We start from the raw sequence: 15,339 nt of genomic DNA, 5'->3' as shown, positions 1-15,339 counted from the left end.
CGTTTTTTTTATAATATTTGTTTTTAGTGAATTCCTTTCATGAATTTATTCAATATTGGCGAAAGCGCAAGTAAAGCTACCCCTGATCCTAACATAAGGTAGGAGATGAAGGGGTATAAATCAAAATTATATACTTCTAAGATTTGCTCTAGTGTCGCTGCAAAATAATTACCTAAAGCAAAGCTGGCCATCCATACGCCCATCATAATGGAGGTGATTTTCACAGGAGAAAGTTTTGTAACCATCGATAAGCCAATAGGTGAAAGCATTAGTTCTCCAACGGTAAGCAAAGTATAGACTACCACCAACCACATAGGTGAAACCAAAGTTCCTCCTTGCGCACTGTTGCTGGCTTGGGTCATTATGAAAAAAGCAAAGGCACCAACGAACATCGCCAAGGCAAATTTAACGGGAGTTCTAGGGTTAAGTTTCTTTGCTGCTAGTTTAACCCATAGAATGGAAAATAGAGGAGCTAAGGTAACGATAGCGATAGGATTGATATTTTGAAACCAAGTAGTAGGGATTTCAAAATTTCCTACCATTCTGTTGGTGTTTTCTTGAGCAAAGAGGTTGAATGTACCGCCTGCTTGTTCAAAACCTGCCCAAAATACAATGTTAAAAAAGGCGAGTATTAGGATTACGAAAACTCTCGTCCACTCTGTAGAGCCAGAAGTTCCCTTGAAAATAGACAAGGCAATGAATCCTCCTCCGAGAATTCCCAAAGTCCACACAATAAGAGAATGAGCTAATTCAGACGTATGCTGCCAAAGTAGCATGACAAGGACAACGAAAACTACGTTGGCAATGGTATATAAAATGATGTCTCTCCAGTCTTTTGGGAGTAATCGGTTGATTCCCTTTTCTTTATATCCTGGAGGTAGGCCTTTGTCTCCGAGGGTGCTTCTACGAGCGTAGAACCAAAGTACTCCAAGTACCATTCCTATCCCTGCGGAAGCATAGCCGTAGGGCCAGCCTACCTTTTCGCCTAAGGTACCTGCAATAAACGGCGACAAAAAAGCTCCGATGTTAATACCCATGTAAAAAATGGTAAAAGCCCCGTCTTTTCTAGGATCGTCATTATCGTATAAGTCGCCAACGATGGTTGAAATGTTAGGTTTGAAAAAGCCGTTCCCCAAGATAAGAACTCCTAATCCCAAGTAAAATAGACTTTTACGGGTTTCTAAATCTTCAAATAATAGAGCCGAAGAACTACCTGCCAGCATAAATTGTCCTATACCCATAACCAGACCTCCGATGAGGATGGATTTCCTCTGCCCAAGAAGCTTGTCGGCAAACCAACCTCCCATGATAGGGGTAAGATACACCAAGGCCGTAAAAATACCGTACACTTTCAGTGATTCTGCTCGGTCTAATCCAAAACCACCGGTAGCCAGTTCTGCAGCCAAAAAAATAGTCAATAAAGCCCGCATTCCGTAGTAGCTGAAACGCTCCCACATTTCGGTAAAAAATAAGGTGTATAAACCTTTAGGGTGCCCTTTTTCAGATTGAATAGTCTCCATTATTTAATGTTAATTTTTGTTAAAGATTAGCAAATATAGTTTTTTTTGAGGGTTGTGCAATTTTTTAGACAAAAAAAATCGCAGCGTAAGCTGCGATTTAAGGGAGAATAAGGCGATGAATTTTTTAATGAACGCCTTTTTCTTTCATGACTTTGTTTAACTTCTTCAAGATGGAAAGCCCCAAAAGGGTAGCCAAAAGCAGCAATCCGAAGTTGACGAGAAAGAAGTTGCCTTTGTCCTCGTAGTTGTACCACATACTGGCGAGCACGCCCGATAATTTGTTTCCGATGGAAGTGGATAGGAAGAATCCTCCCATCATCAGAGCGGTAATTCTCGGAGGAGACAGTTTGGAAACGAGCGATAAGCCCATGGGCGAGAGGCAAAGTTCCCCGATGGTAATCACGCCATAGGCGGCTACGAGCCATAGGGAGGATACTTTTACTTCTCCGTTGCCTCCGGAGTAGACGGCTCCTACCATCACCAGGCAGGAAAGGGCGGAAATGAACAATCCGAGTACTATTTTAGAGGGGGTACTCGGCTCTTTGCCCCGTCGGCGGAGCATCATGAAAAAGCCGACCACTAAAGGCGTCAACAAAATGACCCAAAACGGATTAACCGATTGAAAGAGCTCCGTATTGAAAAGGTAAACGGGTTTATCCGGATTTTTTTCCAAAACGGCTCTTTGTTCGTCGGAGATGTTTCGGAAATAAATGTCTTTGCCGATTTCCTTCACGGTTTCTCCATCCGCTTTTACGGTGGAAAACTGCTGGTCGTACACCGGAACTTCTTTGTCTTTGTAGGCTTTGGTTTCAACCAAATAAATGGACTCCAAAGGTTTTTCCAATGCGGCAGGAGCGGTGCGGTCGGTGTAATAATTCGCCCATCGGGTAAGGGCGGTACCGTTCTGCTTGAATACAGCCCAAAACATTAGGCTGACGGCAAAGATGGCCAGTAGGGCTCCAATGGGCTTTTTATCTTCGGCGTTGGCTCTTAGGTAAAGGCTTACATAGAAAATCACCACAGGGATGCAGGCGAAGATAAAGGCGTCGGTGCTATCGCTGCCGAAAAGGGTTCCCGGGATAATCCATCCGATGATTCCTGCGATGATGGCAGGAAGGAAAACTTTCACCAAAACGGATGAAAGTTTGGTGTCGCCTTCTTGTGCGGGTTTCATGAGGTTGGCAGAACGGATGTGTTTCATTCCTAAAGTGAAGATGAACAAGCCGAAGAGCATACCGAAACCGGCGGTCATGAAAGCTGGCCCCCAACCGTACTTGTTACGCATGTAAGCGGCTACGAAGTTGCATACCAGCGCTCCGATGTTAATCCCCATGTAGAAGATGTTGTAGCCGGCATCTTTGTTTTCTTTATAAGGGTCTTCGCTGTAGAGGTTTCCCAAAAGGGTGGAGATGCTGGGTTTGAAAAACCCATTTCCTAAAATAATGAGTCCTAAAGAGGCATAAAATAAAGGCAATTGCTGGAAAACTCCCACTCCGATATAACCGGCAGCCATTAAAATCCCTCCGATATAAATGGCTTTTACATAGCCCAAAACCCGGTCGGCCAAGAAGCCTCCGAGAAATGGAGTGAGGTAGGTGAGAGCGATGAAAGTCCCAAAAATATCGTCGGCAGTTTTATCCATGAAAGCGAGTCCTCCGGTGTCTTTGGGATCAATCATGTAGAGCACGAAAATACCGAGAATCAGATAGTAGCCAAACCTTTCCCACATTTCGGTGAAGAAAAGAAAGGGCAGGCCTTTGGGGTGTTTGTTATTGGTTTTATTCATGAGAATTTAATTTTTTTTTCAAAAATAATCTTTTTTGCTGTTTTCCCGAGATAAAGTCGGGCATAGCGGTTTTCTAAAGGTTTTCCAAAAGGTAATTGGTCATCAGTTGGTACAGGTGATGACGGGTATTGCCGCCGTAGATGCCGTGATTTTTATCGGGGTACGTCATAAATTGGAATTGTTTTTTGTTTTGAATAAGGGCTTCAGCAAATTCCACGGCGTTTTGGTAATGCACGTTATCGTCTGCTGTTCCGTGGATCATCAGGAATTTGCCTTTCAATTTTTCGGCGTGGGTGGTCGGCGAGTTGTCGTCGTACCCCGAAGGGTTCTCTTGCGGAGTTCGCATAAACCTTTCGGTATAAACGGTGTCGTAATACCTCCAGTTGGTAACGGGAGCCACGGCGATGCCGAGTTTAAAGGTGTCCGCGCCTTTGGTCAAGGCCAAGCTGGCCATGTAACCACCGAAACTCCATCCGAAGATTCCGATGCGAGAGGCGTCAATGTAGGATTGTTTTCCGAGCCAGCGAGCGGCGGCAATTTGGTCTTCGATTTCGTATTTTCCGAGGTTCATGTAAGTGGCTTTTTTGTATTGGGCGCCACGGCCTCCGGTTCCTCTTCCGTCCACGCAGGCGACAATATAGCCTTGTTGCACCAAATGATTAAACCATAATCCGTTGCCACCATCCCAAGCGTTGGTTACTTGCTGAGATCCGGGGCCGGAATACTGGAACATGAACAAAGGGTGTTTTTTGTTGGGATCAAAGTTTTTGGGCTTCATGATCCATGCGTTCATAAGATCGCCGTTTTCGTTGGGGATGCTGAAGTATTCTTTGGCGATCCATTGGTCGGCTTTGAGCTTTTGCAGCATTTCGTTGTTGTTTTGCAGCTCCCGCACCGTTTGCCCCGATTGGTTTTTCAGGGTGTAGGTATGCGGTTTTATGGCGGAAGATGAGGTTTCGATAAAGTAATGGAAATTGCGACTGAAATTAGCCGTGTTATAGCCTTCGGCAGAGGAAATTACGGTTGATTTCCCCGTTACGAGATGAACCTTGGCAACCACTTTATTTAGGCTTCCGTTTTGGGTGGTTTGCAGGTAGACTTCTTTGGTTTTCGGGTTATAACCGTAGTATTCGGTTACTTCCCAAGGGCCTTTGGTAATTTGCTTTATTAGTTTTCCGTCGGCAGCGTACCAGTAGAGGTGGTTGTAGCCGTCTCTCTCGCTTCCCCAAATGAAAGAATTGTCTTCCAAAAATTCCAGGATGACGTGGTCGGTTTCGATCCATTTTTCATCGGTTTCGGTGAAGAGTTTGGTTACGGTGTTTTTTTTCGTGTTAATCTTCAGGATGTCGGAAGCGTTTTGGGTTCTTCCCGAGGTAATCAGGACGATTTCGTCTGCTTTGGCGGTGCGGAAGACGTTCGGGATGTAATAGTTTTTGTAGCCGGAAAGATCAATGGCTGTAGTTTGATGACTATCCAAACGGTAGAGGTGCGCCGAAACTTTGGCGTTGTTTTCGCCGGCTTTGGGGTATTTGAAACGGAAATCCTGCGGATAAAGCTGTTTGTCGTAGATGGGCATATTCATTTCGGGGACGAGGCTTTCGTCGGATTTCACGAACACAATGGCGTCGGAGTTTTGGGTCCATTCGTATTGTCTGGCATGCCCGAATTCTTCTTCGTAGACCCAGTCGGCCAATCCGTTGATGATATGGTTTCTTTTTCCGTCCGAGGTAATGGGTATTAGTTTTCCGTTGCTAAGGTCTTGGTAAAATAAATTGTTGTCGGCCACGAAAGCCACTTTGTGGCCGTCCGGAGAAAAACGGGGTTCCTGAACGGGGTTTCCGTTATTCAGTTGGATGGTTTGCCCGCTTTTCAAATCTTTGACTTCGAAAATTCCCAAAAAAGAATGGCGGTAGATGGGTTGGCTTCCCTTGAGCAAAAGAATTTTGGATTCGTCTTCGGAAAACTCGTACGATTCAAAACTTCCGTTGACGATGTAGCCGTTTTGCTTGGAGGTTTTATAGTCGTATCGGGCGATGCCGTTTTTCTCGATCACGGCATAGTTTTCTCCGTCTTTTAGGGAGGCAATGCCGGCAATGCCTTTGCCACGGTAGTAGCCGGAGTAAATTTTGTCGAGAGTAATTTCTTGGGCATCCAAAGGATTGAAAGCCAATAGGGCTAAAAAAAACGTTCCGATTAATCTTTTTGTCATGGATATAAACTATTTATTCCCCCCAAATATATGAAAAACGCCAAAGTATTTGGCCTAACGAAAGTCATTGTGTGCAACTTAATCGTAATTCGTACCTTTGCGCCCCTCAAAAAAAGATTATGAAAAAAGTGTGGTTTTGTTTTTTTGTTTGGGCGGGATTGTCCTGCGCAATGGCACAAGAAACGAAAAAGGAGAACGAAAAAAAGGAAGCACAATCCAAAACGACCGATTCGCTCGGAACTAAGACGACCAAGTATGAAGAGTTGACCAAAGGTGCCGTGCTCAAAAGTGGCCTTTTTAATGTTTACCAAAAAAAAGGCGATGTTTTTTTTGAGATTACGCCCGCTATCGAAGGGAAAGATTTATTGATTGTGAATAAACTTTCCACGGTCAATACTCAGATTAATGAAGCGGGAGTTAATAAGGGCATCAACTACGAAAACCAAATCATCCGTTTTTATATTGATAAGAAAAATAACAAGGTTTGGGCAAAGACGTTTGATCCCAAGGTATCGGTTCCCGAAGGAGACCGTATCGCCCAATCCGTAAGGGATAACTATGCGGAAGCCATCATAGAAGGTTTTGATATCAAGGCGTATGCTAAGGATTCGGCTCGGGTGGTGTTTCAGGTGAATAAGGTGTTTAACGGAAGCTCAAAGAGTTTTAATAACCTGTTTGATAACATAGGGATAGGCAGCGCGGTGAAAAGCGACCGTTCCTATATTGACGAAGTCAAGGTTTTTCCCGAGAATATTGTGGTGAAATCCGTTTTGAGCAGCAGTGTGACGGAGAATAAAGAAACAGCAAACCTTACGATTCTTACCACAACTAACCTCATTCTTTTGCCGGAGCCTATGGTGGGGCGTTTTTCCGATCATCGGGTGGGGTATTTTACAACCAAGAAAAGTTATTATTCGGATGAACAGCAGGCGGTGCAAAATAAGGAATTGATTACCCGCTGGCGGCTGGAGCCTAAGCCTGAGGATGTGGATCGTTATCTGAAAGGCGAATTGGTAGAACCTCGAAAAAAAATTGTTTACTATTTAGATCCCGCTACGCCTAAACAATGGCAGCAGGCAATTTTGGACGGGGTTAAAGATTGGGGACGAACGTTTGAAAAGGCGGGGTTTAAAAATGCCATAGAAGCAAGAATGCCGTTACCCGAGGATAAAGATTTCGATCCGGATGACGTCCGCTATTCGGTGATTACGTATGCGGCTTCGGAGAAGGCTAATGCGATGGGGCCTTCGGTGGTAGATCCCCGAAGCGGGGAAATTCTTGAAGCCGATATTGTGTGGTGGCATAATGTCATGTCGTTGCTTCAGACGTGGATGCGTGTTCAGACGGGGATTATTGATCCTCAGGCGAGGGGAAACAAGCTTCCCGTGGAACGTATGGCTAATGCGGTTCGTTTTGCTTCGTCGCACGAAGTGGGGCATACCCTTGGGCTGAAACACAATATGGGAGCTTCGTTTGCTTTTGATGTGGAAAAACTCAGAGATCCTTCTTTTACGTCCGAAATGGGGGGGACGGCTCCTTCGATTATGGATTATGCGAGGTTTAATTATATTGCTCAGGAAGGCGACGGAGTTACACAGATTACGCCTCAGATTGGGGTTTACGATGAGTTTGCCATTCATTGGGGGTACCGGTGGACGGGGGCAAAATCGCCTTTTGACGAAGTAAAACAAACCCGCGCGTGGATTGAGCGCCATGCTAAGGATCCTCTTTATTTTTATGGTGCGCAGCAGGAAGAGGTCATCGATCCCCGCTCCCAAAGTGAAGATTTGGGGAATGATGCGATGAAGGCCGGCGAATACGGTTTGAATAACCTCAAGAAAAGTTTGGCGAATCTTGTGAAATGGACCACAAACGAAGGGGAATCGTATGAAGAAGCGAAGGCATTTTACAATCAGATCATCAATCAATGGCAGGTGTATAATTCCCATGTTTTGGCTAATATCGGGGGCATTTATCTGAATCCTAATGTTTACGGGGACGGGCAGGTGTCTTACCAAAGTGTGCCGTACGAGGTGCAAAAAAGAGCCGTGGATTATTTGGCTCGGCATGTGGTGGTTTTTCCGAAATGGCTTTTTGTAAATCAATGGACTCCTCTTTTGAAACCGGCCAAATCCACTCCTAAAGGAGCGGTGGATCAGTCGCCTTATAATGTTTTTAGAGAAAAGCAGGCTGTTATTTTGTATAATCTTTTGAGGGACGATCGGCTTTTGAGGCTTCAGGAAAACGAATTTAATGGTTCTGCGTCGAAGGAGATGACGGCGTTGGAGCTTTTTGAGGATCTTCGAAAAGTGATTTTTGCCAAGACGATTCGTAAAAAGAATTTGAATATTTATGAGCGCATGACTCAGAAAAATTACATTGATGCGCTAATTATTGATGTGAAGCGGATGTATGAAAAAACGTCTTCCAAGTCGATGGCTTCTACTCGTATGCCGATGATTTGCGATTATGCGGGGCATTTTCATCATTTGGATCGGGCTTATGGCGATTCGGAGGCGGCATTGGAACTTTATTTTACGGGGATGAAACGCCTATCGGACGTAGGTTCGTTAAAGCGAGGCGAGTTGATTCGGGTAAGACGACTGATGAAGATGGCAGCGGGCAGCGGTGATGCGATGACCCGAAGCCATTATGAAGATACCATAATCCGTTTGGACGAAATTTTAGGAAAGTAAATTAATGGACATATGAAAACAGGTGTATTTTTTCTTTTTCTTCCCATGGCATTGGCGGCGCAGACCCGCGTGTCCGATACGTTGGAAAGAAGCAAGGAAATTGAACAAGTGGTGATTACGGGGTACCAAAAGATTGAGAAAAATAAGCTCACATCGGCCGTATCGACCGTAAAGATGGCGGATATCGAGCAGAAAGGAACGGCTTCGGTGGAGCAGATGTTGCAGGGGAAAGTGGCTGGTGTGATGATTAATCCGGCATCGGGGACGCCAGGTCAGATTGCTCCGATTCGGATTCGTGGGACGGCTTCTCTGTCGGGAAGTGTCGATCCTCTATGGGTGTTGGACGGGGTTCCTTTGGAGGGCAACGAAGCACCGAAATACAATGCGGGCGAGGATATAAACTTGCTTAGAAACTATTCGATTGCAGGAGTGAACCCGGAGGATATCGAAGACATCACTATTCTAAAAGACGCTTCGGCTACGGCGATTTATGGCGCTCGAGCGGCAAATGGAGTGATTGTGGTAACCACGAAGAAAGGGAAAAAAGGGAGACTGAATATTAATTTTTCCTCTAATACCTTTGTGAATCTTCGTCCTAATTTTGAAAAACTTAACCTCTTGAACTCGAACCAGAAAGTGGATTTTGAGCTGGCAATGGCTGGCCGTGAGGATTTGGACGGTTACCGCAGCGGTGGAGGGGAAGTGATGAGAATCCTTACGGCTAATGGCGATTTGACGGCTTACCGCCTCGGTGGGTATGAAGCTTTGTCTTCGGCTTCCAAAGCTCAAATTCAGGCGTTGCGTGGGGTGAATACCCGTTGGGGGGATTTGCTTTACCGTGCGGCGGTTAATCAGCAACAGTCCATCAACTTTTCCGGCGGGGTCGATAACTACAATTACTACGCTTCATTGGGATACTACAATGAAGATGCTGCGGTTATCGGTTCGGGGTTTGATCGGTTTAACGTTACGTTGAAGAACAGCTTTAAATTCAACCAAAAACTTAATTTAGGAATTACTTTTTTTGGGGTGCAGACCACGCGTAAATCTTTTCTTTCGGATACGGGAAGCTTTACCACACCGACCTATTATTCCCGAACGGCTAATCCTTATTTGGCGGTAAGGGATGCGGATGGCAATTATATTTACGATCAGGACATCAATTATATCGAGCGTTCTAATGGGACAATCGTTCGTCTGCCGTTTAACTATATTGAGGAAAGGGAGAATACCCGTTACGATATGCAGACCCGTTCGGCGCGATTTATTTTTGATGCCGATTATAAAATCCTCAAGGGCTTGGAATTCCGTACGCAATTGGGGGTGCTTCTTGAAAATACGCATACCGAGCGTTATGCCAAGCAGGACACTTACTTCATGCGTCGTGCTTTAGCGAATTCTTACCAGAGTAATACCGATACGTATATCCTTCCGGAGGGGGATTATCTCAATACCGTAGACGATAAAGGGTTTGAGTACAATTGGAAGAATGTTTTGCAATACCGTGTCAATTTGGGCTCTCATGATTTGGATTTCTTGGTGGGAAATGAATTGCGCAGGGTGAAAACAGAAGGGACTAATTCTCAGATGTACGGGTATAATCCATTTACGCGGACGTCGGTTCCTTTAACGATTCCTTCCAGCCAAATTACCAATGCGAACTATATACCGGTTACCAATTATCTTAATGAGGATGCGTACACTTCTTTTTATGGGACGGCGTCTTATACGTTTGGGAAGAAATACACCTTGTTTGGTAGTTTGCGCTATGACGGAACCAATCTTTTCGGAGCGGAGCTTCGGGATAAATACCTTCCGGTTTGGGCGGTTTCTGGGGCTTGGAATGTGAAGCGGGAAGGTTTTCTTGCGGATAATACTACGATCAGCACCCTGAAATTAAGAGGGTCTTATGGTTTGCAAGGGAATATCGATCGGAATACGTCTAAATTTTTTGTGGGTTCTTACCGGCCTGTTCGTTTGCTGAATACGACGGAAAATATGCTGATTGCGGATACTTATCCGAATGAGCGGCTTCGATGGGAAAAGACGACCAATATTAACCTTGGGTTGGATTTCGGATTATTTAATAACCGTTTGAATTTTGTTTTTGATTTGTATCACCGTAAGGGGACGGATATTGTCGGGGTGACGGAGCTTCCTCAGGAATCAGGAGTGGATTTTGCTACGATTAACTGGGCGGGGATCACCAACCGAGGGTTTGAATTTTCGGTGTCTTCGGTGAATGTGGATACGGGTAATTTTACGTGGTCTACGGCGATTAATATTGCGGCTAACCGGAGTAATATTGATCAAATCATGGCTCGGAATAACCAGTTTACCCCGTCGGGATTGGGTTATCCGGTTAATGCGGTTTTCGGAATCAAAACGGCGGGATTGGACGAGAACGGAATGCCGTTATTCTATGGTAAGGATGGCAGTGTGGTGAATGCGGTGGACTTCCTTAAACTTTCCAATCCGTACGATTTCTTTTGGCCGGATTATGTTCAGAGCAGTTTGTCGGATGTGGAATCCCGAGGCCTTTATTCTTATTTGGGGGATAGGGATCCGAAATTTTACGGGGGGATTAATAACACGTTCCGAATGAAAAATTGGGACTTGAACATTGCAACGACGTTTAATCTTCGGCAGTATGTAAAGGGGCGTCCGACGTATAATTTTACGGCTGTGGATCGTGGATTGAACTATTCTTCGGATGTGCTTCATGCCGGAAACGGGCGTTTGCCACGGATTGTGGGGGCAGAAACGCTTCCCTCGGACCGCTTGACTTACAATTGGTTCTATCCGGGGAATGACTATATGGGGATCTATAACAACCTGGATATTTGGAACAAAGAGATTAGCTTTATTCGGATAAGCAGCATCAGGTTGGGGTATTCGGTTCCTCAGTCGGTACTGAAGTCTACGGGAATTGCTTCCATGCGTTTGTCGCTTGAGGGGCGAAATCTGCTGACTTTCGGAACGAATACTGCCGGTTATTTTGATCCGGAAACCTATGGGAATATTTATGCCACACCGGTACAGAAATCGGTTATTTTAGGGTTTAACATAGGCTTTTAATCATTTTTAAAACGACAACAAAATGAAAAAACATATTATCGCATTATCGCTTTTGTCTTTACTGTCTGTTTCTACGGTGTCTTGCGACCGCTTTTTGGATATTACACCTACGGGAAAGGCTATTCCGAAAACGGTGGAGGACTACAGGGCGGTTTTGACGCGGGCTTATTCGCTGTATCCTGCCCATCGGGCAGTGATTCAGAGCCGTACGGATGAAGTTCAGCTGAACCCCTCATCGGATGAGGTGGTTTCGTATAAGGATCTTTTTCTTTGGAAAGATTCTTCGCGGGATCCGGCAACGGTGGAGGTGCCTTACGGGCAGTTTTATAGTGTTATATTTTATGCCAATCATACGATTTTGCAAGGCGCCAAAGATATGCCTGAGGGGGCCGAAAAGAATCAGATTTTGGGAGAGGCGTATGCGCTGAGGGCATTGTGTAATTTTGAATTGGTAAACTTGTTTGCTCCGATGTACGAAGAAGCGAATGGCTCGGCTTTGGCGGTTCCTCTGGTATTGGAAATTGATTTGGAAAAGACCTATCCTAGGGCGACGGTTCAGCAGGTTTATGCTCAGATTTTGGCGGATGTTCAAAGGGCTGAATCGCTTTTGAGTGTCAATCAGTTTGATGCGGGGCTGAATTATCGCTTTACTAAGGTGGCATTGGATGCTTTCAGTGCTAGGATTTACCAATATATGGGGGATTGGGGCAAGGCTCTTTCTTATGCGCAGAAAGTGTTGGCGGTTAATGGAAGGCTGGAAGATTTTAACCGTTTTTCGGTTTTGCCTTCGAGTTTCCGCTCTGTGGAGTCGATTATGAATCTTGATGCGAATCTGAATTCCAATACAAATTCGGTGTATAGGGCGAGTGAAAATTTAATCGGGCTTTACGACCAAACTAACGATTTGAGATTTGCCAAGTACTTCAGACGTTCGGGAACGTTGTATCAATCGACCAAATTTGCCTCATCGAATGAACTGAAAAGTTCGTTTAGGGTTGGAGAAATTTATCTTTTGAAGGCGGAAGCCGAGTATAAATTGAGAGATGAGCAAAGTTCCAAAAATACATTGCTGGCTTTGGCGGCAACGCGTTACAATGCTCAAGGGTTGGCCGTTTTTAAAGCGAAGGTGGAAGCCCTGTCAGGAGAAGAATATCTCAAGGTACTTTATGGTGAGCGGCAACGGGAGTTGGCGTTCGAGGGATTACGCTGGTATGATCTTCGTCGGACAGGGAAGCCTGAGATGCAACATCAGTACGAGGCAGAGACGGCGGTAATGCAGCAGGGGGATGACCGTTATGTGCTTCCGTTTCCGGCAAGCGCAAGACTGAAGAATCCTAATTTATAAGCAAAAATTTGAGTTTTGAAAATCCCGGGGCGGCTTGCCGCCCCGGGATTTTGTTTTTCCTGTATTTTTTAGAAAAAAATACACTTTTTTGGATGACCGGCTCTGGGTTTAGGCGTCGATAGCCCCATTTATAAAGTCGTTTAAGGGTTTTAGTGTTTTGTAATGGTTGGCGAGATGTTTCGGGGGAAGGGTTTGGAGTTCATAATCGCTCAGGGGGAGGCGGGCGGTAAAACTTTTTAATTTTAAAAATTCTTTCATGGGGTGGTCTTTGTCGAAGCCTTGTGGGACTCTTGAGAGTTGAAGTTCCGTATCGAGCGTTTGGAATGACTCGCGGAAATTGGGATGCGTTATTAAGGCTTTAAAATCGTCACTGAGAGCCACAATGTCTTGGCGTATTTTTTTCAGGAGGGTGCTTTCAGGGCGGTGAAATCCTCCTGCGAGGAAGGATTTTCCGGGTTCGATGTGCAGGTAATAGCCTGCTTTCGGACTGGATTTTCCCATGCCTATGGCGGCTCCGAAATTGGTTTTGTAGGGGGATTTGTCCTTGGAAAAACGAGTGTCGCGATAAATGCGGAAAAGGGTTTTTTCGGCGTTGATTTTTACTATTTCGGGGTCAAAATGGGCTATTTCTTCGAGGAGTTCTTCAATGAGTTGGAGGGTGTCGGCTTTGGCTTCGAGGTAGCGTTCTTTGTTGTCGTTAAACCATTCGCGGTTGTTGTGCGTTTGAAGGTCGGTCAGGAAGAGAAATGTTTTTTCGTTTAGTGGCATGAGAAGGTCTTTAGTTGTTTATGTTACCAAAGGTACTATATTATTTATCAGAATTTATTTTTTTGATGAAATTACGGAGCTTTTGATTATCATTTTTTATGGAGAAATTGAGTCGGTTACCTCTATAGAATTTTAAAAGATCAGGGTATGCTAAAGCTTTTATGAAATCGGGGCTGCCTAAAAGGCAGCCCCGAGATTTTATAAGTTAGTTTAAACTAAAAGCTAAGTTTAAGCGTTGTAGAGGAGGTCGTAATATTCTTTTGCCATACGGTCGCTATTGAAGGTTTCCTTCACGTCGTCCATGGCGGTTTGGGTGATTTTCCTCCATTCGTCAGGTCTTTCGTAGTATGTTGGGATGACTTGGTTTTCCAAAATGTGGTAAAGTTGTTCCAAGTCGTAGTTGTCTTGTTCGTAGACACTCATGTTGAGATAATCGGCTTTCGGAACGACGAAACTATTAACGCCTGGTTGGGCGAATTCGGGGATCCATCCGTCGTCGGTGGAAAGGTTGATGGATCCGTTCATGGCGGCAGTCATTCCTGAGGTTCCTGAGGCTTCTCTCGGAACACGCGGGTTATTCAACCAAACGTCGGAGCCTTGTTTCAGGAGTTTACTCAGAGCGAGTTCGTAGCCGGTTAGTACGGCCATATTGCCGTAATTTTTGCTTTCTTCCACCAAGGTATTGAAGGTGGAGATGGCCGCGTAATCCATTGGGTAGGGTTTTCCGGCCCAGATGATTTGAACGGGGTAGCGGCTATTGTTTAGCATTTTGCTGAAGCGTTCTTTGTCGTGAAGCAGGAAGTCGGCTCGTTTGTATCCGGCGAATCGTCTGGCCCACACGATGGTAAGTACGTTGGGGTCGAAGAGTTTTCCGCATTGATCGGCAACAACTTTGAAGAGTCTTTTTTTGATGTGTTTTTTTCGGAAATCGAATTGGGTGTCATCGCCTTCGTCTTTCGCTTGATAAAGCGGTTTATCTGCCCAATATTTGAATTCTTGGGCATTGGTGATGGAGGTGATTTTGGCGATGCCGGGGTATTTGCCCCACATGATGTTGGAAACTTCGCCGTGCAGTTTGGAAACGCCGTTGGCTATTTTACACATTTTCAACGCACAGAGGGAGTGGTTGAAAAGATTGGGATCGGGGTAGCCTTCGATGTTTTTAACTTCTTCTTTGCTGAATCCGGAGAAATAGCCCATGTCGTAACACATATCGAAGCTGTGTTTTTCGTTACCGGCTTCTTCGGGGGTGTGGGTGGTAAACACGACTTTTTCTTTTACTTTTTCCATGTCTCCGTCGAATTTTCTCAGAAGGTAAAACGCGGCAGGAAGAGCGTGGGCTTCATTGAAGTGGTAGATGTCTCGGCTGAAGTTCATCATGTCCAACAGTTTGGCGCCTCCTTTTCCCAATAGGATGTATTGTGCTATTTTAGTGGATTCGTTGGCGTCGTAGAGTTTATGGCAGATGGTTTTGGAGATGTAATCGTTTTCCGGAACGTCGGTGGAAAGGAAGAACATCGGTGCGGTATGGAATGTTTCGGGATCCAAATAAAGCACTTTCACCCAAACCGGAGCGCTGTGGATATCAATTTGGAATTTAATACCGGTATCTTGCAAAAAGCTGTACCTTTTTTTGGTCCATGTAGGCTGCAGGGTTTGGTCGTTGTTACGGGCTTGGTCGTAGTAGCCGTATTTCCAAAGAATACCGATGCCGATGAGGTCTTGCTTTAGGTTGTAGGCGCTTCGCATATGCGATCCGGCAAGAAATCCTAAGCCTCCGGAGTATATTTTAAGCGCTTGATCTATGGCGAATTCCATAGAGAAATAAGCGGTTTTTTTTGAGTATTCGGGATTGATGCTGTAAGGCATCTGGAAGTTTTTAAAATCCATCGTCATAAAGTTTAAAAGTTCGAGCGACAAAGGTATATAATTTTAGC

8 protein-coding genes are annotated in these 15,339 nt (G+C 45.0%); 3 read left to right on the top strand and 5 right to left on the bottom strand.

The genetic code is table 11. The features are described 5' to 3' along the window. Positions 1-23: 23 nt before the first annotated feature. From VQ048_RS05905 to VQ048_RS05895, 3 genes are all read right to left on the bottom strand, one after another. Positions 24-1,520 (bottom strand): peptide MFS transporter, encoded by a 1,497-nt coding sequence (locus tag VQ048_RS05905; protein ID WP_327610766.1) that lies wholly within the window; start codon positions 1,518-1,520, stop codon positions 24-26. A 124-nt stretch (positions 1,521-1,644) separates the two neighbouring features. Beyond that, positions 1,645-3,306, bottom strand: coding sequence for a peptide MFS transporter (locus tag VQ048_RS05900; RefSeq protein WP_327610765.1), 1,662 nt, complete (start codon positions 3,304-3,306; stop codon positions 1,645-1,647). A 73-nt stretch (positions 3,307-3,379) separates the two neighbouring features. Then, positions 3,380-5,515, bottom strand: a complete 2,136-nt coding sequence (locus VQ048_RS05895; protein WP_327610764.1) for a S9 family peptidase — start codon at positions 5,513-5,515, stop codon at positions 3,380-3,382. A 119-nt stretch (positions 5,516-5,634) separates the two neighbouring features. Here VQ048_RS05895 and VQ048_RS05890 point away from each other — a divergent pair, with 119 nt between their 5' ends. Genes VQ048_RS05890 through VQ048_RS05880 form a run of 3 tightly spaced genes read left to right on the top strand, consistent with a single transcriptional unit; the run spans position 5,635 to position 12,634 of the window. Next, entirely contained in the window at positions 5,635-8,211 is a 2,577-nt protein-coding gene (locus VQ048_RS05890) for a zinc-dependent metalloprotease (RefSeq protein ID WP_327610763.1), read from the top strand. Positions 8,212-8,223: 12 nt separating this feature from the next. Then, entirely contained in the window at positions 8,224-11,289 is a 3,066-nt protein-coding gene (locus VQ048_RS05885) for a SusC/RagA family TonB-linked outer membrane protein (protein WP_327610762.1), read from the top strand. Positions 11,290-11,311: 22 nt separating this feature from the next. After that, positions 11,312-12,634, top strand: a complete 1,323-nt coding sequence (locus VQ048_RS05880) for a RagB/SusD family nutrient uptake outer membrane protein (protein WP_327610761.1) — start codon at positions 11,312-11,314, stop codon at positions 12,632-12,634. Positions 12,635-12,742: 108 nt separating this feature from the next. Here VQ048_RS05880 and VQ048_RS05875 read toward each other — a convergent pair whose 3' ends face one another. Beyond that, complete coding sequence (locus tag VQ048_RS05875) at positions 12,743-13,402, bottom strand: DUF2461 domain-containing protein (RefSeq protein WP_327610760.1); 660 nt, start codon at positions 13,400-13,402, stop codon at positions 12,743-12,745. Between the two features lie 228 nt (positions 13,403-13,630). Beyond that, the gene (gene glgP, locus VQ048_RS05870; protein ID WP_327610759.1) at positions 13,631-15,292 is read right to left on the bottom strand and encodes an alpha-glucan family phosphorylase; all 1,662 of its coding nucleotides are present in this window, start codon (positions 15,290-15,292) and stop codon (positions 13,631-13,633) included. Between the last annotated feature and the right edge of the window lie 47 nt (positions 15,293-15,339).

Source organism: Bergeyella anatis (genome assembly GCF_036016955.1).
Taxonomy (GTDB): Bacteria; Bacteroidota; Bacteroidia; order Flavobacteriales; family Weeksellaceae; genus JAYWXI01.
This window is presented reverse-complemented; position numbering and strand designations above follow the sequence as displayed.

Excerpts from the sequence above, each read along its gene's own strand:
- VQ048_RS05895 (WP_327610764.1), bottom strand. The coding sequence starts at position 5,515 with ATGACAAAAAGATTAATCGGAACGTTTTTTTTAGCCCTATTGGCTTTC.
- glgP (WP_327610759.1), bottom strand. The coding sequence starts at position 15,292 with ATGGATTTTAAAAACTTCCAGATGCCTTACAGCATCAATCCCGAATAC.
- VQ048_RS05900 (WP_327610765.1), bottom strand. The coding sequence starts at position 3,306 with ATGAATAAAACCAATAACAAACACCCCAAAGGCCTGCCCTTTCTTTTC.
- VQ048_RS05880 (WP_327610761.1), top strand. The coding sequence starts at position 11,312 with ATGAAAAAACATATTATCGCATTATCGCTTTTGTCTTTACTGTCTGTT.
- VQ048_RS05905 (WP_327610766.1), bottom strand. The coding sequence starts at position 1,520 with ATGGAGACTATTCAATCTGAAAAAGGGCACCCTAAAGGTTTATACACC.
- VQ048_RS05890 (WP_327610763.1), top strand. The coding sequence starts at position 5,635 with ATGAAAAAAGTGTGGTTTTGTTTTTTTGTTTGGGCGGGATTGTCCTGC.
- VQ048_RS05875 (WP_327610760.1), bottom strand. The coding sequence starts at position 13,402 with ATGCCACTAAACGAAAAAACATTTCTCTTCCTGACCGACCTTCAAACG.
- VQ048_RS05885 (WP_327610762.1), top strand. The coding sequence starts at position 8,224 with ATGAAAACAGGTGTATTTTTTCTTTTTCTTCCCATGGCATTGGCGGCG.